19 protein-coding genes are annotated in these 26,982 nt (G+C 56.7%); 5 read left to right on the top strand and 14 right to left on the bottom strand.

Annotation, left to right across the window (positions count from 1 at the left end; all coding sequences use genetic code 11):
* Positions 1-82: 82 nt before the first annotated feature.
* Genes GSQ81_RS19245 through dnaE form a run of 3 tightly spaced genes read right to left on the bottom strand, consistent with a single transcriptional unit; the run spans position 83 to position 5,580 of the window.
* Positions 83-1,117 carry a CPBP family intramembrane glutamic endopeptidase gene (locus GSQ81_RS19245; RefSeq protein WP_158912421.1) on the bottom strand — a complete coding sequence of 345 codons (1,035 nt, stop codon included), beginning with the start codon at positions 1,115-1,117 and terminating at the stop codon, positions 83-85.
* 30 nt (positions 1,118-1,147) lie between these two features.
* The gene (locus tag GSQ81_RS19240) at positions 1,148-2,005 is read right to left on the bottom strand and encodes an acetyl-CoA carboxylase carboxyltransferase subunit alpha (RefSeq protein WP_158912420.1); all 858 of its coding nucleotides are present in this window, start codon (positions 2,003-2,005) and stop codon (positions 1,148-1,150) included.
* Positions 2,006-2,055: 50 nt separating this feature from the next.
* Positions 2,056-5,580, bottom strand: a complete 3,525-nt coding sequence (dnaE, locus tag GSQ81_RS19235) for a DNA polymerase III subunit alpha (RefSeq protein WP_158912419.1) — start codon at positions 5,578-5,580, stop codon at positions 2,056-2,058.
* Between the two features lie 76 nt (positions 5,581-5,656).
* On the opposite strand from dnaE, the gene GSQ81_RS19230 reads away from it, so the two are divergent.
* On the top strand, positions 5,657-6,031 hold the full coding sequence (locus tag GSQ81_RS19230) for a DUF3592 domain-containing protein (protein ID WP_158912418.1): 375 nt from the start codon (positions 5,657-5,659) through the stop codon (positions 6,029-6,031).
* 31 nt (positions 6,032-6,062) lie between these two features.
* Here the strand turns inward: GSQ81_RS19230 and GSQ81_RS19225 are convergent, their stop codons facing one another.
* The 3 genes from GSQ81_RS19225 to GSQ81_RS19215 form a co-directional block, all read right to left on the bottom strand.
* Positions 6,063-6,467, bottom strand: a complete 405-nt coding sequence (locus GSQ81_RS19225; RefSeq protein ID WP_158912417.1) for a hypothetical protein — start codon at positions 6,465-6,467, stop codon at positions 6,063-6,065.
* Between the two features lie 85 nt (positions 6,468-6,552).
* Positions 6,553-6,972, bottom strand: coding sequence for an endonuclease NucS domain-containing protein (locus GSQ81_RS19220; protein ID WP_158912416.1), 420 nt, complete (start codon positions 6,970-6,972; stop codon positions 6,553-6,555).
* 51 nt (positions 6,973-7,023) lie between these two features.
* Positions 7,024-8,058 (bottom strand): M20/M25/M40 family metallo-hydrolase, encoded by a 1,035-nt coding sequence (locus GSQ81_RS19215; protein WP_158912415.1) that lies wholly within the window; start codon positions 8,056-8,058, stop codon positions 7,024-7,026.
* 83 nt (positions 8,059-8,141) lie between these two features.
* Between GSQ81_RS19215 and GSQ81_RS19210 the strand changes: the two genes are divergently transcribed.
* Positions 8,142-8,834, top strand: coding sequence for an alpha/beta hydrolase (locus GSQ81_RS19210; protein WP_158912414.1), 693 nt, complete (start codon positions 8,142-8,144; stop codon positions 8,832-8,834).
* Positions 8,835-8,887: 53 nt separating this feature from the next.
* Here the strand turns inward: GSQ81_RS19210 and GSQ81_RS19205 are convergent, their stop codons facing one another.
* Complete coding sequence (locus GSQ81_RS19205; RefSeq protein ID WP_158912413.1) at positions 8,888-9,757, bottom strand: alpha/beta fold hydrolase; 870 nt, start codon at positions 9,755-9,757, stop codon at positions 8,888-8,890.
* A gap of 286 nt (positions 9,758-10,043) precedes the next feature.
* Here GSQ81_RS19205 and GSQ81_RS19200 point away from each other — a divergent pair, with 286 nt between their 5' ends.
* Together GSQ81_RS19200 and GSQ81_RS19195 are read left to right on the top strand one after the other, a co-directional pair.
* Positions 10,044-13,022 (top strand): ATP-binding protein, encoded by a 2,979-nt coding sequence (locus GSQ81_RS19200; RefSeq protein ID WP_158912412.1) that lies wholly within the window; start codon positions 10,044-10,046, stop codon positions 13,020-13,022.
* Positions 13,023-13,032: 10 nt separating this feature from the next.
* A complete protein-coding gene (locus GSQ81_RS19195) occupies positions 13,033-14,460 on the top strand; it encodes a sigma-54-dependent transcriptional regulator (RefSeq protein WP_371715355.1) in 1,428 nt (475 codons plus the stop codon).
* On the opposite strand, the gene GSQ81_RS19190 is transcribed toward GSQ81_RS19195, so the two are convergent.
* Genes GSQ81_RS19190 through GSQ81_RS19180 form a run of 3 tightly spaced genes read right to left on the bottom strand, consistent with a single transcriptional unit; the run spans position 14,438 to position 15,613 of the window.
* Complete coding sequence (locus GSQ81_RS19190) at positions 14,438-14,683, bottom strand: hypothetical protein (protein ID WP_158912410.1); 246 nt, start codon at positions 14,681-14,683, stop codon at positions 14,438-14,440. The genes GSQ81_RS19195 and GSQ81_RS19190 overlap by 23 nt on opposite strands.
* Entirely contained in the window at positions 14,680-15,039 is a 360-nt protein-coding gene (locus GSQ81_RS19185; protein WP_158912409.1) for a hypothetical protein, read from the bottom strand. The genes GSQ81_RS19190 and GSQ81_RS19185 overlap by 4 nt, the downstream gene beginning before the upstream one ends.
* A 10-nt stretch (positions 15,040-15,049) precedes the next feature.
* Positions 15,050-15,613 carry an RNA polymerase sigma factor gene (locus GSQ81_RS19180; protein WP_158912408.1) on the bottom strand — a complete coding sequence of 188 codons (564 nt, stop codon included), beginning with the start codon at positions 15,611-15,613 and terminating at the stop codon, positions 15,050-15,052.
* 168 nt (positions 15,614-15,781) lie between these two features.
* On the opposite strand from GSQ81_RS19180, the gene ppk1 reads away from it, so the two are divergent.
* Positions 15,782-17,965, top strand: a complete 2,184-nt coding sequence (gene ppk1, locus GSQ81_RS19175) for a polyphosphate kinase 1 (protein ID WP_158912407.1) — start codon at positions 15,782-15,784, stop codon at positions 17,963-17,965.
* Positions 17,966-17,976: 11 nt separating this feature from the next.
* Here ppk1 and GSQ81_RS19170 read toward each other — a convergent pair whose 3' ends face one another.
* The 4 genes from GSQ81_RS19170 to GSQ81_RS19155 all read right to left on the bottom strand — a co-directional run bounded on the left by GSQ81_RS19170 (position 17,977) and on the right by GSQ81_RS19155 (position 26,803).
* The gene (locus GSQ81_RS19170) at positions 17,977-21,147 is read right to left on the bottom strand and encodes a protease pro-enzyme activation domain-containing protein (protein ID WP_158912406.1); all 3,171 of its coding nucleotides are present in this window, start codon (positions 21,145-21,147) and stop codon (positions 17,977-17,979) included.
* Between the two features lie 155 nt (positions 21,148-21,302).
* The gene (locus GSQ81_RS19165) at positions 21,303-23,126 is read right to left on the bottom strand and encodes an acyl-CoA dehydrogenase family protein (protein ID WP_158912405.1); all 1,824 of its coding nucleotides are present in this window, start codon (positions 23,124-23,126) and stop codon (positions 21,303-21,305) included.
* A gap of 26 nt (positions 23,127-23,152) precedes the next feature.
* Positions 23,153-24,328 (bottom strand): acetyl-CoA C-acyltransferase, encoded by a 1,176-nt coding sequence (locus GSQ81_RS19160; protein ID WP_158912404.1) that lies wholly within the window; start codon positions 24,326-24,328, stop codon positions 23,153-23,155.
* Between the two features lie 21 nt (positions 24,329-24,349).
* Positions 24,350-26,803 (bottom strand): 3-hydroxyacyl-CoA dehydrogenase/enoyl-CoA hydratase family protein, encoded by a 2,454-nt coding sequence (locus GSQ81_RS19155; RefSeq protein WP_158912403.1) that lies wholly within the window; start codon positions 26,801-26,803, stop codon positions 24,350-24,352.
* Between the last annotated feature and the right edge of the window lie 179 nt (positions 26,804-26,982).

Here is a 26,982-nt window from a genome sequence, read left to right as displayed (position 1 = left end):
CCTGCGCTGGCAGGAGACTGCCGATCAGGATGGAAATGAAAAGGTTTGCGAAACAGGCTCTTAACGAACCATTACCCTCTTCTTATGAACCAACCCTATCGGGAGGATCGCTCACTGAACGTTCCTGGGGCGTGGTGGGCAGAATCTGCACCAATGATGGCGGCTTCGCTTGCTGCTCCATGGCAGTGTGCGCTTCCGGCGGTGGAACATCCATCGGATAGCCCGCCGCGATAATGGGCTTGCGCGTGTAGTTCCACGAGTAGTCGCGGGTGGCGAAGACCACCACCACGACACCAATCGCAAGAACCAGCAGTGTAAAAAAGGCGGCCTCCGGCCCATAGTCTCCACCTGTAAGCCAGATGCGGCCAATGGCACGGGTCTGCACAATGCTCGAAAAATCCACGATCCCGCTCACCGGCAGGCCGAACAGCACTCCCATGCTTGCGTTCCATGCAAAATGCAGTCCCCACCCCAGCCACAGGCCGTGGGTGCGCAGCCACGCTATCGATAGCAGTACCCCGGCAAATATAGTGATGAGAACGCTGATCCACGTAGCATCGGGATTGAAGGCGTGGAGCACGCCGAAAAACGTCGACATCAGAATGGTGGCCCACGTCGGACCAATGACTTCGATAAGGCGTCGAAACGGATAGCCGCGAAAGGCAACTTCCTCAACCAGTGCGCTCACGGCCAGCATGGCCAGATTGAGCACCACCAGCCAGAAGGCCCGTGGCGCTGCCCAGAAGATGGGGTGCAGCGTACCGCCCAGCGCCATCGGCAGTACGGCAAGCACCACCAGTCCCCAGCCAATCGCCGCGCCCAAGCTCCACTCCTGTACAGCGGTAGCTCGCTGGGGCAGACCGAGTGCCTCTCGCAGCGAGGAGCTCTGATGAGCGATCATCTGCAAAAAGATGAAGCCGATGGACAACAGGAAGAGCAGGAACAGAACGCCAAGCAGCGGACGTTCATCGCTGAGGTTGAAGCGGACAGACAGCCCCATTGCCGCACGACCCGCCAGCGTCTGCGAAGCAAAAAACCACGCGGCAGAGGTAATAAAGAGCGCAATTTGCAGCGGGCGGTCCGAGCGGGTTGATGGTGTCGAATCAAACGCCTTCAACGGTAGCTACTCCATGTACTGCATCGACTGCTAAGCGGTGGTGTAAAACTGCGCGATGTTACGAAACTTCTGGTAGCGCTGCTCGAGCAGTTCCTCAATCGGCAAGCTGCGAAGGTTCGCGAGATGGTATTGAAGCCTTTCGTCAACTAGAGCCATCGCAGCGGCTGGATCGTTCTGCGTGCCGCCTTCAGGCTCCGGCAGCACATCATCGACACAGCCTAACCGTTGGACGTCGGTCGCCGTGTATTTGAGAGCAGCGGCAGCCTGCTGTTTCTTGCTGGCGTCCTTCCACATGATCGACGCGCAGCCCTCGGGCGATATCACCGAATAGATCGCATTCTCAAGCATCAGCACACGGTCAGCCACAGCCAGCGCCAACGCGCCGCCCGATCCGCCCTCGCCTGTGATGGTGGCAATCGTCGGCACCTGCAACCGCGACATCTCCAGCAGGTTGCGCGCAATCGCCTCGCCCTGGCCACGCTCTTCGGCGCCGATACCGGGATTCGCCCCGGCAAGGTCAATAAAAGTGAAGATGGGGCGGCCGAACTTCTCGGCGATCTTCATCGCCCGCAATGCCTTGCGATAGCCCTCTGGATCGGGACTGCCGAACTTCCGCGCGACGCGCTCTTTCAGCGTTCGCCCCTTGAGGTTGCCGACCACCAAAACCGGCTCGCCATGAAAGTACGCCATGCCGCAGCTCATCGCCGCATCATCGCCGAAGGCGCGGTCGCCGTGGATCTCGCTGAAGTCGGTAAAAAGTGCTTCGATGAAGTCCATCGGATAGGGACGCTGGGCGTGCCGGGCCAGCTCCGTCTTAATCCACGCTTCCGGAACCGGTGCGGCTACAGGATGAGCGTGCGTTGCTCTGCTTGCTTCGTGTTCAGCCATAGGTATCTTGATGCTTCGGTGCTGCCCTTTGATTGTATGGCATCTCCCGCTTAATCAATAACTCGGACCGCGCCCCGTCCCACCAACTCCTCCACCTGATCGATAAACAGGCGGTCCGCCGCCACCATCACGTTATGCGGTTCCAGCACGGCGCAGAACTCCCCCGGCTCTTCAAGGTCCAGCAACAGCTTGCCTTTCCCCGGCGCGCCAAGAAACAGAGCATGAAGTTTTTCGAGCAGCGCAGTATCGGGGTTGTGCAGGGGGACCCTGATTCGCAGCGACTCCGGCAGTTTCAGCTTCACGTCTTCCAAAGCCTGAATGCTCGAGATCGCAAGCTTCGGAGCAGAGTCTTCTTCCCCTCGCAGCACTCCGCGGACGAGCACCGGGACATCGATCTTCAGCTTCTCCGCCAGCTTCTCGTACGACTGCGGAAACGCGATCAGTTCGATCTTGCCCACCGTATCTTCGAGCGCTGCCTGCGCATACATCTCTCCAGACCGTTTCGACTTCGCCACCTTCAGCCCGGTAATGACTCCGGCAATCGCAATCTCATTCTGTGGTTCTTCGCTGCGCCCGCGACGGAAGGTCTGTGGCTCCGGCTTCATCTCGAGCGCTGTTGCCGTATCCACCACCTTCATGTTGCGCAGCTTCTCGCGGTACTTATCCATCGGGTGCCCCGAGACAAAGAAACCGAGCACCTCTTTCTCGTACTGCAACCGCGTATGCTCGTCCCACTCTGGAACATTGGGCAGCGCTTCTTCATGCCCGCCACTTGCTGGGACGTCCGAATCAAATATCCCAAACAGTCCATGCTGCCCCGCAGCCTCATCGCGCTGCGCCTTCTGCGCCTGCTCCATCGCCTTGTCCAACGCAGCCATCACCTGGGCGCGGCCGCCAAAGGCATCCATCGCGCCAGCCTTGATCAACGACTCCAGCACCCGCTTATTGAGCAGCCGAAGATCAACTTTCTCGCAAAACTCCCAAAGACTACTGAAGCCCGGCTTCCCTGCTGCCTTCAACTCCTCGCGAGCCTTGATGATGGACTCGATCGCATTGTGCCCGACATTCTTAATCGCGGCCAGGCCAAAGCCGATTGCAGCTCCTACTGGAGTGAAGTTCGCATAGGCACTCTGTACATTCGGCGGAACAACCGAGATATTGATCTCCCGGCACTCTCCGATGTACTTCACAACATTTTCCGGCTTTGAAGTTTCACTCGTCAGCAACGCGGCCATGAACTCCACTGGATAGTGCGTCTTGAGCCAAGCCGTGTGGTACGCAAGCAGCGCATACGCAGCCGAGTGCGACTTATTAAATCCATACCCGGCAAACTGCGCCATCAGGTCGAACAGCTTCCCGGCAGTATCTTTGGGATGCTTATTAGCAGCCGCTCCAGCCATAAACCGCTCTCGCTGCTTGTCCATCTCCGCGGCATCTTTCTTGCCCATCGCGCGGCGCAGCAGGTCGGCATCGCCCAGCGAGTAGCCTGCCACTACGTTCGAGATCTGCATGACCTGTTCCTGATACACGATGACGCCCAGCGTCTCCCGCAGCAGCGGTTCAAGATCGGGCAGCAGATACTCAACCGGGCGCCGTCCCCACTTGCGCTCGATGAAGTCATCGATCATGCCGCCCTGAATCGGCCCCGGACGATAAAGCGCGTTCAGAGCAGTCAGGTCTTCGACCACATTGGGCTTGTACCGGCGCAATACGTCGCGCATCCCGCCCGACTCGAACTGAAAGACGCCCGAGGTGAGCGCGCGATGAAAGACCTGCTCATAAGTAACCGTGTCGTCCAGCGGAATCATCGCCATGTCGACTTCGACGCCCGTGGTCGACTTGATGAGCTTCAGGCAGTCGTCGATGACCGTAAGCGTCGTAAGCCCCAGAAAGTCCATCTTCAGAAGGCCCATCTTTTCGACTGCCTTCATGTCGTACGAGGTGACGATGGATTCATCTTTTGTCCGAGTGACCGGCACAAGTTCAGTCAGCGGTTGCGGCGCAATGACGACTCCAGCGGCATGAACTCCAGCCCCGCGTATCAGGCCTTCGAGACGCATCGCCGTGTCGATGACCTCCTTGATCCGCGCGTCGCCCTCGTAGGCAGTCGCGAGTCCGGGCGAGTCCTTCAGCGCCTGTTCGATGGTGATCCCGATGGTCGGCGGAATCATCTTGGCGATCCGGTCCACTTCACCATAAGGCATGTCGAGCGCGCGTCCGACGTCCTTGATCGCCGCCTTTGCAGCCATGGTGTTGAACGTGATGATCTGCGCGACCTGATCGTTGCCATACTTGCGCTTGACGTACTCGATCACCTCGCCGCGCCGGTTCATGCAGAAGTCGATGTCGATATCGGGCATCGAAATACGCTCAGGATTCAGAAACCGCTCGAACAGCAACTCGTTCTGCAGCGGATCGATATCGGTGATCTCCATCACATAAGCGACGAGCGATCCGGCAGCCGAGCCACGGCCAGGGCCAACAGGAATTCCCTGCTCTCGCGCGTAGCGGATGAAGTCCCACACGATCATGAAGTAGCCGGGAAACTGCATCTGCTTGATGCAATCGAGCTCGCGGTTCAACCGAGCTTCATAGTCCGCAATCGACTTGCGCAGTATCCCCCGCTCACGCAGATGCGCTACTGCTGTATCGAGGCGTTTCTTCAAGCCTTCGCGGCACACGCTCTCAAAGTAGCTGTCCAGAGTGTGGCCTTCAGGAACATCGAACTTCGGAAACGGATCTTTCACCTTCGACATCTTCAGATTGCAGCGGTCCACAAACTGCATCGTCCGATTGCAGACCTCAGGGTTCTGCGCGAAGGTGCGATGCATCTCCTCCGCAGTCTTGATGTAGAACTCCTGCGTGTCGAACTTGAAGCGGTTCGGATCATTCATGCTGCCCGCCGTCTGCACGCACAGCAGAATCTCGTGCGCCCGGCTGTCATCGCTCGCGACATAATGGCTGTCGTTGGTAGCGATCAGCGGAATCCCCAGTTCCCGCTCCATCTTGAAGAGTGCATCGCAGACGCCTTTGTCCGGCTCCAGTCCGTGGTCTTGAATCTCAAGAAAGAAGTTATTTTTTCCGAAGATGTCCTGAAAGTAGCCTGCGCTCTGCTTTGCCTCTTCGTGCTTCCCTGCCATCAGGTGCTGATTGATCTCCCCAGCCAGGCAGCCCGAAAACCCGATCAGACCTTCGGTATGCCTCGATAAAAATTCCTTCGAGACGCGGGGCTTGCGATAGAACCCATGCAGCGCTGCCTCGCTCGTCAATCGAACAAGATTGCGATAACCGGCTTCATTTTCCGCCAGCACCAGAAAGTGGTTATAGCCATCCGCCATCTCACGATGGTCGGCAGTCTTCGAGAGATAAAGCTCGCACCCAAGGATCGGCTTGACCCCCTTCTTCTGCATCGCATCGAAGAAGTGGACGGCCCCGTAGATATTGCCGTGATCAGTAATCGCGGCAGCCGTCTGCCCGATCTTGCTGACATGCGCGGCCAGCTTATCGACGTCGCAGGCCCCATCGAGGAGCGAATAATCGGAGTGGAGATGGAGGTGGGTAAACTCTGCGGCCATACCCCTAGTTTAGAACCGTCGCGTGCAGAGGAAAACGAGACTTAATTAGCAGCTTTCGTATTAGAATCGTGGGCAAATGGCCGGAATCTTCCTCGTCGATTCAATTCGCCTATGGCTGCACCGCCGAAGCCGCCAGAAGAAGCTGCAACTGGCGCAGGGCTGGCCCACGATCGCCGCAGAGGTGAATCACTGGGCAGTCGTCCAAGCCGACGAAGAGGCGAACGCCTTCGGAGTTCCCTTCCAGATCGAGGCAGGCTTTCACTTCATGCTCAACGGCGAATACTACGGCGGCTACTTCCGTAGCGTGGCACTCGCCGGTGGCGAAGCCGAGCGGTTAGCGAAGGGCACACCTAAGGTCAACGTTCGCTACAACCCCTCTAATCCGGACACCGTCGCGGTTCTGGCCGAAGATAATAGAGAAAACCTGCCCTTTCAGGTTCTCTCCAGCTAATCAGTTTCCAGTTATTCAGGTGGACTCGGGTTCAATCCGCCAAGGATGGTCCCTGAATTCCGGTCGATTCGTTGAGTCTGCCCGGCCGGTTAGCTTCCGTAGGTAAGTCGAACCCGGCCAAAATAACGTCCATCTTGGCTTTATCTTGCGGAAAGTGCAGACCTCGAATTTTGTCCAAAATGCCGCCTGAAATGGCCGCTTTCACAAGCTCCGATCTTTCTGGATTCAGAGAGAGGCGACTTTGCTCATCCTTGCAAATCAATAACGATCGTGAGGCGTGGTATGTTCCGATTGGTCTCTTTGAGTCAGAGAAAAATACATTAAAGCCGCTTTTAGACTTTGCATCAGAGTAGGAAAGATGCGGATAGAAGTGCGCAATAAATTCAGCCCTGATTTGCTCTTTCGTCTTGTTGCCTACTTCGAGAGTGGCAAGCAAGAAGGAAGGTTGTGTGCCAATTCCGTACCCCCACCTATCAGTTCCTTCTTCATCTTGAGGCCGGGTGGTACGGATTTGAGGACTTTTAGCCTGTGACTGAAGTTGAGTCCTTGGGCGAGACCTCCGCCAATGATTCTGATCCCCTCAAGGTGTATCCGGTAATTTTTGCTATTCGAGAAAATTCAGAAGGATGTATCTCGGTATATTCAATTCCCAGATGGGATAAGAATTCGCACATCGATTTCGGTATAGTCGGAGCAACCAGCCACATAATGATCCGAGTTGAACCCATATCCACTAGCGCGTCACGATAGCGGGCAACTTGATCAATCACGTCGTACTTTGCAGGAACTGCCTTTAGCTCCATCAGTACATCCATGCCATATCGATCCGTAAAGAGAAGGTCGAATCGGCCAACGCCACGAAAGGACTGTTGCCGGCCCTTGAGAATAAAACCGTGGCGCGGGAAGAAGTGATCTGGATGATTTGCGATCAAGTCTTCCATCTCGCGTTCCAGCATGATGGGTACCCTTTCAATTTCGTTGTAAGCTTTGTCCTACTCTACAAGGCTCGTCGCCAGCTCCACATAGAGTTCTACACACTCCAACAGTTCTTTTTTTGAGATCTTCTCATCCGGCGTATGTGCCACGTGGATGCTTCCGGGCCCCAGCAGAAACGGCTCGCCCCAGTTGGTCAGCGTTGGAATATCGGTCGCAAACTTGGCCACCATCGTTGGCAGATTTCCTACCTTGCGCATCCTTACATAGCTCAGATCAAGCGAGAACGTCACCTTGGCCCGGTCTCCCACCGTCTTCAGGATGAGGTCTTTTACCTCCTGCGAAGGTCCCACGGTGCGGATCAGTATGTGCGCCTCGGCCTTGTCCGCAATGACATTGGGAGCCCGTCCCCCCTCGATCAAACCGATATTCAAGGTAGAAGATCCAATCTCCGGCTCCTCCGGCAACGCCAACGCCTTCACATCGTGCAGCGCATCCACCAGTTTGTCGATGGCCGACTCTCCCAACTCGGGATAAGCCGAGTGCGCCATACGCCCGTTGCTGCGAAGCTCGACGCGCAGCGCGCCCTTGGTCGCCAGCGCCAGACGGTTGTCCGTGGGCTCACCATTGATCAGAAACTTCGATCCCTTGGAAAACTGGTTGGCCACCTTCGCCCCTGCCGAATCCCGCTCCTCACCCACCACAAACAGCAGCCCTACCTTCACCCCGGCATTCCGCAATCGGTCCGCTGCTGCTACCTGGGCGGCAATGATTCCCTTCGCATCGCAGGTCCCCCGGCCATAGAGGAAGTCATCGTCCTCGCGGCAGCCGAAGAACGGCGGAACAGTGTCCATATGGGTCGAGAGAACGACATCCGGCGTAACTCCCGGCAGTGCAGCGTAGACGTTGAACCGCTCTCCGCTCCCCGCGCCCGGGGTCAGCTTCAGTTCCGGCTGCTCGACCGTCATCTTCTCGACGGCATAGCCCTCGGAGGCCAGAAAATCATATAAAAAGGCCCCGGCAGCGCCTTCATGATAGGTGGTCGAATCAATATCGACGAGCTGTTTTGTAAGCTGAATGGGGTCAATCGCCATTGCTCCAGCATACGATATAGATGCCGTATTTCATGCGGGGTCAATCGCAGGCTGTCCATACAACAGGCATAAAATTAATAAGAATGACTCAAAAGACCCTGTCGCAAATTATCTCCGTCGACGATCTCCACAGCTCTGCCGGACGCCTTGAAGCTCTGCTCAATAGCGGCCGCGAAGACGCTCCTTACGCCGTGCTGCTCTGCCACCCGCACCCTAAAGGCGGTGGCACCATGCACAACAAGGTCGTCTACCATGCCATGAAGTCATTGAATTCATTTGGCTTACCCATCCTGCGCTTCAACTTCCGTAGCGTCGGCCTAAGCGAAGGCGTCTTTGACGAAGGCCGCGGCGAACAGGAAGACGTTCACGCCGCCCTCGACTGGCTCGACACTCACATCAAACTGCCCATCCTGGTCGCTGGCTTCTCCTTCGGCTCCTACGTGGCCCTCCGTGCCAGTTGTGGCGACTCTCGCGTCAAAGGATTGATAGCATTAGGTTTGCCCGCTCATGCGGAGGGACGAGACTACACCTACGACTTCCTCTCCCATTGCGTCCAACCCAAACTTTTCATCAGCGGAGACCATGACCAATACTGCCCACGCCGCCATATGGAAGCGGTCTTTGCCGCAGCTTCAGAACCAAAACGTCTGGTCTGGATAGAGGGGGCCGAACACTTTTTCCAGGGAACGCCTGAGTCGCCCGTTCCCAAATTGGGACAGATGCAGCAGGAGATCGCGCGCTGGCTGCGGGAACAGCTCGGACTAAAGGAAAAGTAGTTCAATACTAAACTAATTTGAGCTGAAAGTAGTTCAACACTAAACTACTTTGGCTAGGCCGCGCTCCTGGCTTCGGGCAACTTCCTCAACAGCCAGTCTCGCATCGTCTGATTGCAGATCTCCGGCATCTCTTCAAACGCGATGTGGCCAGCGCCAGGAATGACAACCAGTCTCGACTGCGGCAACATTCGTTCCAATTGACGACCTGACGATAGTCCCACAGCGCGGTCACGATCACCCCATATCAGCAGGGTCGGCTTGCCGCTCAACTTTGAGAGCATCGAACGCAAAAGGCTCATATCCGCAGACCATCTCTGAACAATCTGCAGCACATGGTCGATCGTGCCGGGAACATGCAATCCTGCGATATAGCCCTCCAGCACGCCATCGGCGACCCGTGCGGGATCGCCATACATGCGGCTCAGCGCGGTGGCCTTCAACATTCGCGGCAGATGAGGAATCTGCCGCGCAAACCACATTCCGAACCTTGTTTGATAGAAGTGGATCAACTGCTTTCCCAGATCGCAAAAAGGGTTTGCCGGTGCAAAGAGAATCAGACTGCGCACGCGACGGGGATGACGCGCAGCCAACATCATCGCAACCGCTCCGCCATGAGAATGGGCCCCGATGTCGGCCTCTTCCAGTCCCAATTCGTCCATCAACGCGACGATACGGTCGGCAGTTGCTTCCAGTCCGGCGTCAAGTCCGGGAACACGCTCCGACTCCCCCATGTTGAAGAGATCGACAGCGTAGACGCTGGCATCCTGGGCCAGAAAGCGGATATTCCTCTCCCAATTCCTCGCAGAACCCACCAAGCCGTGCAGCAATAAAAGCGGATGGCCAGAGCCAGCGCGCCGATAGTGGACCTTTACGCCCGCTACCGATACAAATGCCTCCCCTGACTCCTCATCCTGCCGCATCATTCCAGCTCCCTTAATAAAGGTTACAGGAACATTAATTAAACATAGCCACACCCTGAAGAAATTAACAATTGGATTTGTGAGGAATTCGGAGCTGATTGCAATGGCAGATCGCCAAACGCATTTTGACCGTACAAATCAACAGGTATGGGGACTAACAGCATTACGGAATGAGTTATGATTTTCCGTAGGTTGTACTAGCTACACATTCAATAATTCCAGCTTTATGGTCATATACTCATTTGGTACACAATGTGCTTAATGAACTTAATGAAGTTGCCGTAGCCTTATGAAGAATGGCTTCCAAACGCGTATTCTGGCGATCGCGCTCGCAGTAGCGACGCTGGCTGTGTGCGTGCTCGCTGGCCTCAATTTCCAGCGCGAGAGCCATTTTGATGTCCCTACGGACGGAGTTTCATGGATCGAGGCGGCTGGCGGGCTACGTGCTCAGCGAGTTCCTGTTGATTCCCCCGGCTATCGCGCCGGCATCCGGACCGGAGACATTCTTGTAGCGATCAACGATCAGCCAACCAACCGTTTGGCTCCTCTTGTACGTGAATGGTTTCGCAGCGGGATCTGGTCCCATGCGACCTATTCCATCCAGCGCCCGGTTCCCAATTCAATCGACTTGCAGGGATCGGCCAAACTCGACATTCAGGTCATTCTGGTTCCCCAGGACCGTTCCAGCAACCAGTGGCTGCGCTTCATAGCGCTGGTCTACCTGGCGATTGGAATTTATGTCTTATTTCGACGCTGGACAGCACCGAAATCACTGCATTTCTACGTCTTCTGTCTTGTCTCTTTCGTTCTGTACTCGTTCAAGTACACCACTCAATTCGACACCTTCGACCAGATTATCTACTGGGGCAACATCATCGCGGAGGCGCTTCAACCAGCGCTTTTTGTCCATTTTGCGGTCAGCTTCTCCGATGTGTTCGCGCCCAATCGCCCCAACAAGCTGAAGCGCAGTTTCCTGACCGCTGCCATCTACGCCCCAGCGGTCTTTTTGATCGCGCTGCAATACTCTGCCCTCCAGTTCTGGTCGGCCACTGAGATTCTGCGGCATCGCCTCGATCAGATCGCGGTAGGCTATCTGGCGATCTACTACGTCATCGCTGCAATCGTCTTCCGCTTCCGCTATCAACGAGCCGAGTCCGGCCTTGAGCGGCAGCAGTTGAAGTGGCTCACCCGCGGCACCCTGCTCACGATCACGCCGTTCACGCTTCTCTACGTCATCCCTTACCTTTATTTCTCGGGAACCTCCGTTCCTTCCCTGTTGACGAAGATTGCAGGGTTGTCGCTGATCTTTTTGCCACTCACCTTCAGTTGGGCCATTGTGCGCTATCGGCTGATGGATGTGGACCTGATCTTCAAGCGTGGCGTGACTTACACCCTTGCAACCGCCTCGCTGGTTGGCCTTTATTTTGTCGTCGTCGCCGTCACTGCCGAGATGGTGCGCGCGCGTCTGCCGAGCCTGCATGTGTGGGGACTGCTGGCTGCCATCGTCTTTACCGGCATTCTTTTCGAACCGCTGAAGAAGGCGATTCAGGGACGAGTCGACCGACTCTTCGACCAGAAGCGTTTCGACTATCGCGAGACGCTGGTTGAGTTCGGACGCGGGCTGAACTCGCAGACAGACCTGCGCGCGCTGTTGGATTCCATCGTCGAACGTCTGCCACAGACTCTGCTTGTAACCCGCGTCGCTGTTTTTCTGGCAACCGAGAACCGTTCTCTGGGTGGTCCGAAGTTCGAGCTGGCGGCCTCGCACGGCCTCACCAATCTTCAGTCGGCTGATCTGCAAACCCTCGACGTCCGCTTTCTCGACTTCGACCGTCCGGGCGCTAACAGCCATATCTTTCTCGAAACTCCGCAGCAGGTGCTTCGGCTGCCCGACGCGCAGCGGAGCAGCGCACGCAACCTGGACTTGAACTACTACCTCCCTTGTCGTGTTGCCAACCGTGAGGGTTCCGGGACACGCACCGTCGCCATTATCGGCCTGGGCCGCACCGATGACGGTGATTTTCTCTCTAGCGAAGACATGGAACTGCTGGAGTCACTCGCCGGCTACATCGGCATCGCTATTCAAAATGCGCAGCTCTACCAGCGGCTCGAACAGAAGATCGGAGAATTCGAGCGGTTGAAGGAGTTCCACGAGAACATCGTCGAATCCATCAATGTAGGCGTCTTTGCCGTCGACCTCGAAGATCGTATCGAGAGTTGGAACACGCAGATGGAGAGCATGTACTCGAAGTCGCGGACTGAAGTACTGCGTCAGCCTGTGTCTGAGGTCTTCCCGGCAGACTTTGTCGCCCGGTTCAACAGCGTCCGCGAGGAACAGGGCACACACACGCTCTACAAGTTCCGTCTTGCGCTGCCTGACGGCAATATCCGCACCGCCAATATCGCCATCGCGCCACTGGTGACCCGTGACTTCATCGCAGTCGGGCGCATCATCCTGGTAGACGACATCACCGACCGCATCCAGCTCGAAGCCCAGTTGACCCAGTCCGAAAAACTGTCCTCCATTGGCTTGCTGGCCGCCGGCGTCGCGCACGAGGTCAATACACCGCTGGCAGTGATCTCAAGCTACACGCAGATGCTGACCAAGCACATGCGCGACGATGAACGCCTTGCACCGGTGCTGGAAAAGATCACGCAGCAGACGTTTCGCGCATCGGAGATCGTCAATGGCTTGCTGAACTTCTCGCGCACCAGCGGAGCGGAGTTCACCAGCATCGACCTCAACGACCTTCTTCGCGACACGTTGACTTTGCTGGAACACCAGTTGAAGACAGCACAGATTCGCATTGAAACCAATCTCGACCCGCAACTCTTACGGATCCACGGAAATCAGGGCAAGCTGCAACAGGTCATTCTTAATCTCATGTTGAACGCAAAAGACGCAATGTTCGGTATGTCGGACGCAACCCTGAAAGTTGCTACCTTCAATAGCTCAGGACACGTCTTCGTGCGCATTCAGGACTCCGGCGGCGGTATCGAGCGCGAGCATCTTCACCGTATCTACGATCCGTTCTTTACGACCAAGACCAAGCCACAGGAAGGCGAGCACAAAGGCACCGGCCTGGGGCTTGCCGTCAGCTACGGAATCATCCAGGAACACGCAGGCAAGATCCATGTAGAGAGCGAACGAGGCATCGGGACTGCATTCCAGCTCGAGTTCCCTGCTTCCGGCAACCGCCCCTCGGCCCCTGCAGAGACCTATACGAACGGCCGTCACAATACCGAGAGGAAGACGATCCATGTCTGAGGCAACCGAGATGGCAGCCGAATCTCTCCATCTGCAACGCACGGCCCGCATCGCTGGAACACCCCGCATCCTCATCATCGATGACGAAAATGCCATTCGGGAGTCGCTCGAAACGCTGCTGACGCTTGAAGGGTTCACCGTGACCCTTGCCAGCGATGGCCCCTCCGGGCTCGATCTGCTGTCGCGCAATGAATACGATCTTCTGCTGCTCGACCTTGCGTTGCCGGGCGAGAGCGGCATCGACTTGCTGCCGCGCATCGTCGAGATGCAACCGAATCTTCCCGTCATCATGATCACGGCTTATGGAACCGTCGGCAACGTTGTCGACGCCATTCGCGCGGGCGCGGAGAACTTTGTCCAGAAACCGTGGGACAACGAGAAGCTGTTGGCCGACATCCGCACCGCGATCGCCAAGCACCGGGCCGAAGAAGAGGTCATCCAGCTTAAGCGGACGCTGAAGCAGCGGTACAACTTCGAGAACATCGTCGGCAAGAGTGAGCCCATGCTGCGGCTCTTCGACCTGATCGCGCAGGTTGCGCCAAGCCGCTCGACCGTTCTGCTGCAGGGCGAGAGCGGCACCGGCAAAGAGTTGATCGCCAAGGCGCTTCATGCGAACTCCCCGCGACGCGACCATCCTTTTGTTCCCGTCAACACAGGGGCGGTTCCCTCCGATCTTCTGGAATCGACGCTGTTCGGCCATGTCAAAGGAGCGTTTACCTCTGCGATCAGCGCGAAGAAGGGCCTCTTCGAAATCGCGAACGGCGGCACCCTTTTTCTCGATGAGATCGGCACGATGAACATGGACATGCAGGCCAAGATCCTGCGCGTCCTGCAGGACCGCCGCTTCATGCACCTCGGCGGCGTGCAGGAGATCCAGGTCGATGTCCGCATCATCGCAGCCACCAACGTTAACCTGCAGGAGGCCGTCCGCGAAGGACGCTTCCGCGAGGACCTCTTCTACAGGCTCAACGTCATCACGCTGGAGCTGCCTCCGCTGCGTCTGCGCCGCGAGGACATTCTTCTGCTTGCCGGACATTTTTTGAAGTTCTACGCGGACGAGAACGGGACCGAGGTTCCATCCCTCACGCCTGAGACCCTGCGCATCCTGATGGACCATGAGTGGCCGGGAAATGTTCGCGAGCTGGAGAATGCGATGGAGCGCGGCGTGGTGCTGGCCACGTCCAAGGCGATCACTCCCGACCTGCTTCCAGCACAGTTGACCGGCAGTACCTACTCAGCCAGTCTGCTCGACCATAAGCCTGATGCGTCGCTCTTCGACCTGATGGAAGAGATTGAGCGCCGCATTATCTCGGACCGGCTGGAGCGCTGCCACTGGAACCAGACGGAAGCGGCGGAATACTTCAAGATTCCGCTCTCGACGTTGAACCAGAAGATCAAGCGCCTGAACGTTGAGATCAAGAAGCGCGCACGCGATTAACTGAGTTCAACTCCGACTCTCCCTGCTCCTCATGCTTTCTTAGTTGCTGATTTTTCAGAAGCAGCTCGGCGACCAGTCTTTGCAGGCGCAAGTTCTCAAGCTCCAGCTCCATGACACGGAAGTCAACGGAGTTCGGGGAAGCGTGGCTTTGGGAAGGCACATGCGTGACGTGGTGAAGCTGACGCTCTGACGCTACGGTGTCGATCTTTCCTGTTTCCTTCATATCCGTGGCTCCGCGGTGTGTTCTTCGGGCTGGGTGAAAGGATTGCGGCCGCAGCGCATCCCCTTACGGAATTTTTCACGTTCCTCGGGAGACAGGTGTTCCCAGCGCTCTCTCATGCGGTGCTTCATGCGATGGTTCCACTGGTCGCGGTGGCCGGAGTGGCGATGGAAGCCACCAAAGAGGATTCTGCTGAGAACGACGAGCCCGACTCCCTGCCAGAAGGTGATGCGGTGCAGACCTAAAATCTGCGGCAGAAGAGCGTTCCAAAGCTCCATCGTAGCGAAGCCGAGTACAGTTCCGCCGACGAGGACGAAGAGGATGATTTTGATTCCTTTAATAATTGGGTGGTGGCGCATTGAGTTCTCCTTATGGCTTTGCGATGGTGTCGTAGATCGATTGCAAGGTGCTGCGCAGATGCAGAACGGCGTAACGTTTGCGCGAGAGCAACGTGTTGACGCTGACGCCGGTGTCAGCTGAAATTTCTTTGAAACTCTGCCCCATGAGCTCGTGGGCGATGAAGACTTCGCGTTGCTCGGGCGGCAACTCTTCGAGCGCTTCGTCGAGCGCGTCGAGGAGGAGATTACGGGCGTAGGCGGCCTCGGGGCCTTTATCGGGCGATGGCAGAAGATCTTCGAGCGTGTCGCTGCCGTCCTCGGTTGAGATGGGCTCATTCAGCGAGCCAGGCTTTTTCTTGCGGAAGAGGTCAATCATCCGGTTTCGCGCTACGCGGAAGAGCCACGCCGTGACCTGCTCGATAGGCTTCATGAGGCGGTAGGCCTCGATGAGCTCGTAGAAGACGTCCTGCAGGATGTCTTCTGCTTCTCCGCTGTCTGCGACTCGCTTGCGGATGAAGCTGCGCAGTCGCGGCTCATCTCGCTCCATTGCTTCGAAGATGAGCTGGTCCTGCTCGGTGATCGTCAATTCGCTCATCTATTGGTGTAGACGGATGATGGGGTAGGGATATTTTAGATCGCAGGGGTTTTACTTCAATTTATTTTCGGCTGGGTTGGCTGGATGTCCTTAATGCCCAGGTTTCTGTGAGACATGCCTTTGAATTTGCGTGGCCTTCATATGGATACGGTAATCTCATAGACCTCTATGACTGCTAAAAAACGAGTAGCCGCGAAAACAGAACATACCAGGCCTGCAAAGAAGGCCGCCACAAAAGCCGTTGAAACCCTTTTCTTCAGCCGGGACGAGTCGTGGCTGCGATTTAACCAGCGCGTACTGGAAGAGGCGCAGGACGCCACGAACCCTCTCTTAGAGCGTGTGAAGTTTCTCGCGATTACGGCGAGCAACCTGGACGAGTTTATCGAGATTCGGGTGGCAGGTTTTCTGCAACGAATTGAGGACGGCTATAACCTTGCGCAGCCTCTTGATGAGGGCGGGCTGCGGCCACAACAACGGCTCGACGGGCTGCGCGAACGATTAAAGGATTTTGTGGCGGCGCAGTACCAGTGCTGGAATGAACAGCTCTTACCGGCGATGCGGGAGGAACGAATCCGGGTGTTGCCGTGGAATCAGGTCAGCGCTGAGGCTCGTACTTATGCGCTGAAGTTCTACGAGAACGAAGTCGACCCGCTGTTGACCCCGGTGACGATCGACCCATCGCATCCGTTTCCAAGAGTCCAGAATAAGGCGCTTTGCCTTGCTCTGCTGCTGAGGAACAAACGTAAAGGCAGCAACGGTACACGGCCTGCCATTCTGGGTGTTGTAACGGTGCCGCGCTCCCTGCCTCGTCTGGTTCCGCTGCCTGGGCCTGACGGATACAGCGATTTCATCCTGCTGCACGAACTGATCGAGTCGCAGGTAGAAAGAATGTTTCGCGGATATGAGGTTCTGTCGTGCTCGGCGTTTCGAGTTACCCGAAACAGTAATCTCTACATGCAGGAAGAAGAGTCGCGGTCGGTGCTCGAGAGCGTACGAGCGGAGCTGCATAACCGCCGCAAAGGCGATGCGGTGCGATTAGAGATCGATGGTTCGGCAGCAGATGAGATCGTCGAGCGATTGCGAATGAACTTCGAGCTCGATCCGTGGCAGGTGTATCGGACGGATGGGCCGGTCAACCTCTCGCGATTGATGAACCTGTACTCGGAGACCAAGCGGCCCGAGCTTAAATATTCCGCATTTTCCGGAAAAGAATTTAGGCTGGGACCGAAACTGGTCGACCTGTTTGAAGAACTGCGTACCCACGATGTGATGCTGCACCATCCCTTCGACTCGTACAAGACAGTGGAGGACTTCATCGAGGCTGGAGCAAAAGACTCCGGTGTCATCTCGATGAAGCAGACACTCTATCGAACCAGCAAGGATTCACCGATCTTCCGCGCGCTGATTGAAGCGGCGCAGAGCAAGGATGTCACCGTTGTTGTGGAGCTGATGGCGAGGTTCGACGAAGACTCGAACATCCGTTGGGCGCGAGAGCTGGAAGATGCAGGCGTCGGAGTCTTTCACGGAATATTTGGCTTCAAGACCCATTGCAAACTGGCATTGCTGGTGCGGCGCGATCCTGATGGCGTGGTGCGAAGATACGCCCACCTGGGGACGGGAAACTACAACCCGGTGACGGCGCGGTTTTATACCGATATCAGCCTGCTGACCTCGCGGCCAGAGATGACTGAGGCTGTGCAGAAGGTGTTCAACTATCTCACTGCGGAGACGGAGGCTGCTTCGTATGCGCCCTTGCTTGTGGCTCCGCTGACGCTGGCAGAGAAGGTGATCGCGTTGATCGGGCGCGAGACAGCCCATGCAAAAGCAGGAAAGCCGGCGGCGATTGTGGCGAAGATGAACGCGCTGCTCGACCGGCCCACCGTCGAGGCACTGTATGCGGCCTCGAAGGCTGGGGTTGAGATTGACCTGATTGTGCGGGGAATGTGCTCGCTGCGTCCGGGCGTGAAGGGATTGAGTGAGCACATCCGGGTGCGCAGCCTCGTGGGGCGGTATCTCGAACATAGCCGCATCTTCTGCTTCGCCAATGGCGGAAAAGAGGAGATCTACTGCGGGAGCGCGGACTGGATGCCGCGAAATTTGTTCGAGCGATGCGAGGTCTTATTCCCCGTGACGCAGGCGGACCTTGTGAAGCGGCTTCGCGAAGAGATTCTGGCGGCGTACCTGGCAGACAATACGAAGGCCCGGCTGTTGCAACCGGATGGCGAGTATGTGAGAGCGCCAAAGGTGGGAGCAGCATTCAGCGCTCAGGATTACCTGATGCGCATCGCTGAAGGCGCAGCGGAAGCGGTGCCTGCAAAAGGAAAGGCCGCGCCCGAAGGCACGGCCTCGTAGACAAGCGGCCACTATCGAATCCTGAACGTCACGTTCACCGCGGCTGTGTGAGAAAGATTGCCCGCAGCCGTAGCCGTGATGGTGATGTTATAGGTGGCTGTGGTTGGAAGAGTTCCCCCTGACCCGCAGCCGGACGCTCCGATCGCGCCTACGGAGAGGAGTACGGCAAGCAGCGCTCCCCAGCGGCGGCGACGCGGGAGAATCAACAGGAACATGCAGGCCAGCGTCGCTCCGGAGCCAGCGGCATACCAGCGCATCTTTCCGGTGGCCGAGCGGTTCGAGGCTGGCTGGAATGGCGACGATCCTCCTCGCACACTGGTAAGGCTCTGGAAGGCCGTGAACGTAAGTGTCGTCGTTGCACCGTTTGTCGAGTTGATGACAACCGGGTTTACGGAGAAGGCCGGAGTGAGCTGGTCGTTGCTGGTATCGGAAGCACTCAGCGTAATGGGGCCGGTGAATCCATTGACCGGGGCGAGCGTGAAGACAATCGCCGGAACCTTCTCGCCAACGATCGTGCTGACGGAAGCGGTCGAAGGCGTGATGGTGAAGTCGGCCCCTGCCGGCGGCACGGTGCCAGTCCCGGTGATGGTGATGGTCGTCCCACCTTGCGATCCAGTGAAGTTCGAGTCGCCGGAGTAGATCACTGAGACTGAATGCTGCCCTGCTGTGAGCGCCGTGGTGTTCAAGGGATAACTAGCCTGACCGCCGGAGAGCGCTACCGAACTCGCTACCGTTGCACCGTCGAGCAGTATCTGAATAGTGCCCGACGGAGTGTTCGCCGGGGTGCCGCTCGAAGCTACCGTAATGCCCAATGAGATCGCAGTCCCTGCTGGACCAGAATTTGGCGTAGCGGTCACGCTGGTATGTGAAGCTACCGGGGTGCCAGTAGTACCCGTGATAGTGACGGTAGCCGAGCCCGTCGAACTGGCGAAGTTCGAGTCGCCGGAATAAATCACTGTGACCGGATGCGACCCTGCTATGAGCCCCGTGGTGCTCAAAGAATAGGTGGTCTGACCGTTGACGAGCGCTACTGAAGCAGCTACCGGTTGTCCGTCTACCTGAATCTCAACGGAGCCCGTCGGATCATAGGGCGGCGCATTGGTAGGTGGAGTTACTGGAGCTACCTTGATTGCGAGCGAGACCTGCGTTCCCGCTGCAACAGTGCTTGACGGTGGAGTGACGGTGGTCAAAGTGGCTATCGTCCCTGCTGGGTTTGTCGGCGGGAAGGATATCCAATATTGGGCGAAGGCTGCCGCATCGATGCTGCCCCAGCCGCTTGCCAGATCGTAGTATCTACTTGCGTCGAAGCCGATTGATCCGGTCGGACAATTAGGACCAACTGCGCATGGGCTCTTGTTATTACCGCTTGTAATGTCATGAAAGATAGTGTCGTACTGGCCGCCATTTGCCATGGCATAGATATTTGGATTGATATTGCCGAGACGGCCTTGCTGGAGACTCTCTTCCACTAGAGCCATGACGCTCGCAAACGTAGGAACTCCCGACGATGTCCCGCCTAAAATGTAGCCGGTATCGGCAGGGATTTTTGTGTTGTAGAACTGCCCTCCCGTACAGGAACCATCAATGCAGAAGAGATAGCCTTCATGGTCGGAAGCTGCGTTCAGGGAGATGTCCGGAACGTGGCGAAAGTTATCGGTGGGCACCCCTTGACCTATCTGCCACGCCGGTTTGGTAAAGTCGATACTCGCACCACCACCACCTGCCCCGAAGGTTGGAGGATTCTTAGCGATATCCTCAGTGTCCTCATTCCAAACCTTCTCAGGAATGTAGCCTTTTGCAGAACTACTTCCGGGTCCATTGGCCGGATTCCAGTAGGAAGATGGATTTGTCGCATCATCGAACATCGTGCCGCCGATGGCGGTAACGAAAGGAGAACTTCCCGGGAAATCGACCGCAAGCCCATGAGTCGCTGAGCTGACGAAGACGTCGCAGTCCGTTGCCCCATCATCGCCAGTAGCGCCGATGATAGTGATACCCTGCAGGCTGGCTTGCTGCAGGAAAATGGTCAGCCCGACCACCTCGCTGCCAGGGATAGTGGGCTCACACTGGCCGTAGCTCATTGAAATAATTGGAGCCACATTATCGACAATAGCCACGCCAAGGGAGCTGATCACGTTCGTTGAAGTAACGAAGAGAATTTTGGCCTGAGGAGCGATTGCGCCGGCCCATTCGACATCGAACAGCGATTCCTCAAGATCGGGACAGCTAGCTTCAGGGGTGGGGTTATTGACGCAAGGAGATGTGGGCGCCACGGGAGTCCCAGAGATATCGCTGTAAATCTGACTAGCAGGAAGGCCCGCAGCGTTGCGAAATGCAGCAACATCGGAGAGGTAGGAGGTGATATCGACCTGTCCCAGGACCGCAATATCTCCACAGGTTGTAGAGCTTGGAGAACATCCGCCTATGCCCGCACCAGTAAGACTATTACCAAGGAGCGGATTAACGTTGTAAATGGTGTTGAAGTCAGCAGGAGCGAGAGCGTACTGGACAGGATCATTCGGATTCGGATTGGTGAAGTGCGGGCGAAGCATATTGGCCGAAACCGGATTGACGCGCAGATGCGGCATAGGGTGGAAGTCGTTGAGGCCGCTGATATTCGAGACGACGCTGGCAATCGCCGATGGCAGAACAGGATCGGTCAGATTGGCGATATGGGCTTGGCCGTTACTGGAAAGACTGTGGATCGTGGTCCCGAAGGCCTGCTGGGCCTGCGCTGCCGTACCGCTGAAGGTAACAAAGTTAGAGCTTTTGGCAACTCCGGTAACGGTGAATCCCTGTGCCGTTAGCCAGGACGTGACCCGGGCGATGTCATCAGCGCTAAGGCCAAACTGCTCGCCAAATTGCTGGGGCGTCAACCATTGGTGATAGTGGGCAGAGGCAGGATTCTGCTGGTCAGTCTGAAGCCGGGTCAGGGCAGCTTGTTGGGCAGCAGTCATATTGAACTGCAACATGAGCCCATCCAGCTTAAGGGAGCCGGGCGCGGCACCAAGGTCGCTTGAACTCCTGGCGCGAGGAGAGACCGTGTTCTGGACTGGCGTTCGAGCTTCCGTAACAGCCGAAGCGATTCGGTTAGGGACGGCTGCGTGTCCTAGAGGCAAAAGAGCAAACACAAGGCCAAGAATGGGAAAAAAAGTACCAACAAGCGAGCGGCGATTCTGCATAATTACTCTTTCCTGCACAACGGTTGAACATCAAGAATGGCCTTACCGTAAATAAAGATTGCTACGTGCCCTACTCTTAAGAGCTTTTAGTAGCAATTCAATAGCCATTTTGACGCCGCTCGTGATGTTATGCGCAGGATGAAAACCCTTTGAACTCAGAGGGCGTACTTACCGGCCTTGACGATATGCTGGGCCACCTGGCGGCGGAGCGTAATCGTATCTGCCGGGTCGTGTTTGGCAAGGCGGCGGAGGATGGTGAACTGGGTCCGAGCCATATCGCCCTCGGCTACGGCAGCGATGACTTTGCGAGCGCAAAGCTCAATCTTCTCCATGGCGCCAGAGGCGTAGATACGAGCCATGGCTGCCGAAATATCGGCACCAGCGCTCCCTTTGGCCGCAACGATCTTTTCGGCGCGGAGAATGGCGGACTCCATTGCGTAGACTTCGATGACCATATCCGCAATAGCTCCCATGACCTCCTGCTCCTCAGAGATCGCGGCCATATATCTCTGCGTGGCGGCCCCGGCAGCGAAGAGGGTCAGCTTTTTCGCGCTGGCCAGAAGATCGACTTCGGCTGCGAGCGGCCCTTCGCGGTCTTCCTTCGGAACAGGGCCAGCCATGACTTCATCCATCAGCTGCTTAATGGCGGGCATGAGCGCGAGCTTGCCCGACATCGCAGACTTGATGAGCCAGCCGGTGATAATGAGACGGTTGATCTCGTTGGTGCCTTCGAAGATACGGTTGATGCGCGAGTCGCGGTAGGCTCGCTCGGCGGGATACTCTTCGACGTAACCGTAACCTGCAAAAATTTGCAGAGTCTCGTCGACGACGCGGTCGAGCATCTCCGAGTCCCAGACCTTTACGATGCTGCACTCGACGGCATAGTTCTCGATGGCCTTCTGAATGGCGGCGGTATCGTGCTTGTCCACGCTGGCTAAAGCTGCGTCGATCATGCCTACCGTGCGATAAGAGAGGGCTTCGCCGACAAAGACACCGACGGCGCAGTCGGCAAGCTTTTCCTGGATGAGCCCAAATTCGGCGATGGATTTGCCGAACGCCTTGCGTTCTTTGGCATAGCGAATGCCATTGCCGAGCGATATGCGCGCAGCACCGACAGCGGCGTTGCCGAGCTTATAGCGACCAACGTTGAGGATGTTAAAGGCAATGTGAGTGCCTTTGCCTACTTCGCCAAGGAGGTTTCCAGCCGGGATCTTGCAATCGGCAAGACTAAGCGGACAGGTAGAGCTGCCACGAATGCCGAGCTTGTGCTCTTCCTTGCCAATGGTGAGGCCGGGAGTGCCTCGCTCGACGAGAAAGGCTGTGAGTTTTTCTTCGCCAGCTTTAGGACCGCTGGGAATCGCGCACTGAGCGAAGACAGTGAAGAGGTCTGCGAATCCGGCGTTGGTGATCCACATCTTTTCGCCGTTCAGCGTATAGGTCTGCTTGTCTTCCGACAAGATAGCGCGGGTGCGAGCGCTCACGGCGTCAGAACCGCTGGTGGACTCTGAGAGCGCATAAGCTCCAATAAATTCGCCACTGGCGAGCTTAGGCAGGTACTTCTTCTTTTGCTCTGGGGTGCCGTACCAAACTATAGGTAGAGTGCCGATTCCAACATGTGCAGAGAAGATGACGGAGAAGCTTCCTTGCCGCGCGATGTTTTCCGCGATGATGGCAGCGGTGCTCTTGTCCATCTCCAGGCCGCCATACTCTTCGGGAATATCTACGGAGGTCAGGCCCAGTTCGGAGGCTTCCTTGATAAGCCGACGAATGACGGCGAAGTCCTTGGCCTCGATCTGGTCGGAGACGGGGACGATCTCGTTGGCAGCAAATTCGGCAGTCGTCTGCGCGATCTGGCGCTGCTCCTCGGTGAAATCTTCGGGGAAGAAGCAGTCTTGCGGAACGGGATCGGAGATAAGGAAGCTGCCACCGGCAATGATCTTCTTGTCGGCGGCGGTTACGGGAAGAGTCGTTGTAGCCATAGCAAGCTCCTTACATCCAAAAACATTTATTGAGCTTCGAAGATCCCAGCGGCGCCCATGCCCCCGCCTACACACATTGTTACCATGCCGTACCGCGCCTTCCGGCGAGGCATCTCGCGCAGGAGGGTGGCGGTCAGCTTCGCTCCGGTGCAGCCGAGTGGATGCCCTAAGGCGATGGCTCCACCATTGACGTTGACTCTGGCAGGATCGATGCCAAGAACCTTGATCACCGCGAGGGACTGTGCGGCGAAGGCCTCGTTGAGTTCGATGACGCCAATATCGTCTAGCGACAATCCAGCCATCTTGAGCGCTTTGGGAATGGCGTAGATGGGGCCGATACCCATCTCTTCGGGGTCGCATCCTGCATAGGCAAAGGCGATGAACTTCGCCAGTGGCTTGATACCGAGCGCGGAGGCGCGATTGGCCGACATGATTACAGCAGCGGCTGCACCATCAGAGGTCTGCGAAGAGTTCCCTGCCGTTATCGTGCCTTTGGCGTGAAAGACGGGCTTCAATTTCGCAAGCGCTTCCAGCGAGGTATCGGCACGGGGACCTTCGTCTTGCTTGAAGGTGGCTTCAGTCTGCGCGGCTTTGCCTTTGCTGAAGCTTGTATTTGTAACCGATACAGGAATAATCTCATCGTCAAAGTTTCCAGCAGCAATGGCAGAAAGCGCTCTTTGATGAGAGCCGTACGAAAACTCATCCATTGCCTCGCGCGTGATGCCGTAGTGAGTTGCCACGCGCTCGGCTGTCAGTCCCATCGACATATATGAGCCGGGATAGTTCTCGACCAGCCACGGATTGACGGATATTTTGTTGCCACCGAAGGGAACGTAGGACATGCTTTCGGTACCTCCGGCGATGATCACCTCTGCGCTGCCAACACGAATGCGATCTGCAGCAATGGCAATGCTTTGCAGGCCAGAAGCACAGTAACGGTTGATGGTCATCGCGGCAGTCTCGATGGGCAGTCCGGCTCGAAAGCTGGCGACACGGGCAACGTTCATTCCCTGCTCGGCCTCCGGCATCGCGCAACCCAGAATCACATCCTCGATCTCTTTTTTGTCTAGCTGAGGAATGCGTTCCAATGCTCCCATGATCGCGAACGCAGCCAGGTCGTCAGGCCGCGTCGTGCGAAGCGTGCCGCGAGGAGCCTTGCCTACGGCAGTGCGTACGGCGGAGACGATGACAGCTTCGTTCATGGGGCGTAACACTCCTGGGCTCTAATTTCTTAGCGGCTTACCCGTCTTGAGGGTGAAGGCAATTCTTTCCTGAGTCTTCTTTTCGCCACAGAGAGAGAGGAATGCCTCTCGTTCGAGGTCTAACAGATATTGCTCGCTGACAAGTGTGCCGGGAGTAACGCTGCCACCGCACAGTACATAGGCAGCCCAGTTCGCTACCTTGGCGTCGTGGTCGGAGATGTACTGGCCTTCGCGCATGGTCCAGACGGCTAGCTTCAAGGTCGCCTGAACACTTTCACCGGGAGATGGAATATTGGTTCGTGGAACGGGTGCAGCATACCCTGCATCCGCGAGGGCACGAGCGCGGAGTTTAGCGTCAGTGAGAAGGCGATCGCGATTGACGGTAATGCTGTCTGAAGGATGCAAAAAGCCGATGCCGCGAGCTTCCTCTGCGGAAGTCGAAACAACGGCCTTGGCGATCGTCTCGAAGTTCTTCTTGAGCGCCTCGAAGATCTCGACGCCTTCACCACGCGCATCGGGACGAATGCTCGAGCCAGCTTCAATGCTGCGAATCGTCATCTCCTTGCATCCTCCGCCACCAGGGATAAGTCCAACGCCAGCCTCAACGAGACCCATATAAAGTTCGGCATGTGGTTGACGTGCGGCCGCGTGCAAGGAGATCTCGGTGCCTCCGCCAAGGCACATGCCGTAGGGCGCGACGACAACCGGCCGCGGACAAAACTTGATCGCCTGCGTCATGTTCTGAAAAGCGCGCACAGCGAGATCAACTTCGTCCCACTCCTCGTCCTGAATGGTGAGCAGGAGTTGCATGAGATTGGCGCCAACAGAGAAATTAGCTGAATCGCCGGTGATGACGAATGCTTCGAAGTCGGCGACCTGCTGGCTGGCTGGCTTCAATGTCTGCGTGATGAGAGAGACAATATCGTCGCCAAGGGCATTCATCTTCGAGTGCAGCTCAATCGCGGCGACTCCATCGCCAAGATCGACGACGGAGGCTCCTGAGTTCTTCCTGACTACACCGTTCGCTTTCTTGATGACGGCAAGCGAGGTGACGCCATCCGCAACCACAATAGCCTTGTAAGAACCACTGATGGGATCGAAGAACAGGCGTCCACCGGGAACCGCGGGATCATCTTTGTACCAGCTTTCTCCCACCGCAAGAAGTTTTTCGACATTTGCCGCAACGGGCAAACCAGCAGCGCGTATCTTGTCTGTTGTGGCCCGAACCCCGGCAGCATCGAACATCTCGAAGGGGCCGCGCTCCCAATTGAAACCGGCCTTCATGGCCTCGTCTACTTCGACAATGCTGTCCGCTATCTCAGGAACTCGGTTGGCAGCGTAAGTAAACAGCTCAGTAAGCAGCGGCCAGTAAAACGCAGCAGCCTTGTCTTTCGACGGATCGGCATGAAGCAGTTGTGCGATGCGTACAGCGGTAGACTCTACGTTCTTCGCCATGTCAAGCGCGGCAAACTTTGGCCGAGTGCTGGGCTTGTATTCGAGCGCTTGCCAATCGAGGACGAAGCGAATATCGCGCCCCTCCGCATCCCTGCCTTCTTTCTTGTAAAACCCCTGCCCAACCTTGTCGCCGAGCCATCTCTTTTCAATCATTTTTTCAATGAACGGCGCGAGGATGACCTCGGCACGCTCGTCTCGAATTCGTGCTGCTTGAGCCTCAAAGTTCTTTGTTACATGTGCGAGCACATCAATGCCAACCATATCGCCCAGCCGAAAGGTCCCTGTTCTGGGCCATCCCAGCGCGGAGCCGGTAAGAGCGTCGACCTCCTCGATAGACAGCCCCTGCGCCTGCATAAGGCGAATAGCATTGCCCAAACTGAAAGTACCGATACGGTTTGCAATGAAGTTGGGGGTATCGTGTGAGCGAACGATCGTCTTGCCGAGACGCCGATCGCAAAAGTTCGAGATGACAGCGATATCGGTTGGATCTGCATCGGCCGTGAGGATAATTTCGAGCAGGCGCATATAGCGCGGCGGATTGAAGAAGTGCGTGCCGAAAAAATGCGGCCTCAGATCGGCGGAGAGACAGGCTGCGATATCGGCAATAGGAAGACCGCTGGTGTTGGTCGTGAGGATCGCATCGGGCCGCAGATGCTTTTGCACTTTAGCGAGCAGCGCAGTCTTGATGTCGAGGTCTTCGGCGACCGCTTCGAGGACCCAGTCGCAATCCGCAATCAATGCTAGGTCGTCTTCAAAGTTTCCAGGTGTAATGAGACGTGCACTGTCAATTGCATAAAAGGCTGCGGGCTTTGACTTCTTGAGAGCCTCAAGAGAGACCAAGGCAAACTTGCTTCGTTGCTGCCTTGAAGCATCTGCCGCCGTCCCCGGAGGCACGATATCCAGAAGTATAACGGGCACTCCGGCATTAGCGATGTGTGCGGCAATCCCTGAGCCCATGGTTCCGGCTCCGAGAACGGCGACTTTGCGAATCTGTCCAGGTGCGGCGCCGCTATGGGCCATTCAATAGCTCCGGGGATAAAACCTCAGTCGAGTGCAGCTTACTGAATGGTCATTCAGCAAGTCAAGCCATAGGCTGTATCGATTATGACGTGAGCTGGCATGTCTGTTGTGAAGGTAAGTATGATGGCGGAGCAATGCTATTTTGTTTGATCTGCGAACGGAATACTTCAAGAAGGGGT

Origin of the sequence: Granulicella sp. L56 (genome assembly GCF_009765835.1) — a bacterium.
GTDB lineage: Bacteria > Acidobacteriota > Terriglobia > Terriglobales > Acidobacteriaceae > Edaphobacter.
Note: the sequence above shows the minus strand (reverse complement) of the source record. Positions and strands in the feature narration are given on the sequence as shown.

What these genes read in the sequence shown, in the direction of transcription:
- GSQ81_RS19155 (WP_158912403.1), bottom strand. Translation starts at nt 26,803, where the DNA reads ATGGCCCATAGCGGCGCCGCACCTGGACAGATTCGCAAAGTCGCCGTT.
- GSQ81_RS19240 (WP_158912420.1), bottom strand. Translation starts at nt 2,005, where the DNA reads ATGGCTGAACACGAAGCAAGCAGAGCAACGCACGCTCATCCTGTAGCC.
- GSQ81_RS19170 (WP_158912406.1), bottom strand. Translation starts at nt 21,147, where the DNA reads ATGCAGAATCGCCGCTCGCTTGTTGGTACTTTTTTTCCCATTCTTGGC.
- GSQ81_RS19185 (WP_158912409.1), bottom strand. Translation starts at nt 15,039, where the DNA reads ATGCGCCACCACCCAATTATTAAAGGAATCAAAATCATCCTCTTCGTC.
- GSQ81_RS19180 (WP_158912408.1), bottom strand. Translation starts at nt 15,613, where the DNA reads ATGAGCGAATTGACGATCACCGAGCAGGACCAGCTCATCTTCGAAGCA.
- GSQ81_RS19195 (WP_371715355.1), top strand. Translation starts at nt 13,033, where the DNA reads ATGGCAGCCGAATCTCTCCATCTGCAACGCACGGCCCGCATCGCTGGA.
- GSQ81_RS19165 (WP_158912405.1), bottom strand. Translation starts at nt 23,126, where the DNA reads ATGGCTACAACGACTCTTCCCGTAACCGCCGCCGACAAGAAGATCATT.
- GSQ81_RS19190 (WP_158912410.1), bottom strand. Translation starts at nt 14,683, where the DNA reads ATGAAGGAAACAGGAAAGATCGACACCGTAGCGTCAGAGCGTCAGCTT.
- GSQ81_RS19230 (WP_158912418.1), top strand. Translation starts at nt 5,657, where the DNA reads ATGGCCGGAATCTTCCTCGTCGATTCAATTCGCCTATGGCTGCACCGC.
- GSQ81_RS19205 (WP_158912413.1), bottom strand. Translation starts at nt 9,757, where the DNA reads ATGATGCGGCAGGATGAGGAGTCAGGGGAGGCATTTGTATCGGTAGCG.
- GSQ81_RS19210 (WP_158912414.1), top strand. Translation starts at nt 8,142, where the DNA reads ATGACTCAAAAGACCCTGTCGCAAATTATCTCCGTCGACGATCTCCAC.
- GSQ81_RS19200 (WP_158912412.1), top strand. Translation starts at nt 10,044, where the DNA reads ATGAAGAATGGCTTCCAAACGCGTATTCTGGCGATCGCGCTCGCAGTA.
- ppk1 (WP_158912407.1), top strand. Translation starts at nt 15,782, where the DNA reads ATGACTGCTAAAAAACGAGTAGCCGCGAAAACAGAACATACCAGGCCT.
- GSQ81_RS19220 (WP_158912416.1), bottom strand. Translation starts at nt 6,972, where the DNA reads ATGGAAGACTTGATCGCAAATCATCCAGATCACTTCTTCCCGCGCCAC.
- GSQ81_RS19160 (WP_158912404.1), bottom strand. Translation starts at nt 24,328, where the DNA reads ATGAACGAAGCTGTCATCGTCTCCGCCGTACGCACTGCCGTAGGCAAG.
- GSQ81_RS19215 (WP_158912415.1), bottom strand. Translation starts at nt 8,058, where the DNA reads ATGGCGATTGACCCCATTCAGCTTACAAAACAGCTCGTCGATATTGAT.
- dnaE (WP_158912419.1), bottom strand. Translation starts at nt 5,580, where the DNA reads ATGGCCGCAGAGTTTACCCACCTCCATCTCCACTCCGATTATTCGCTC.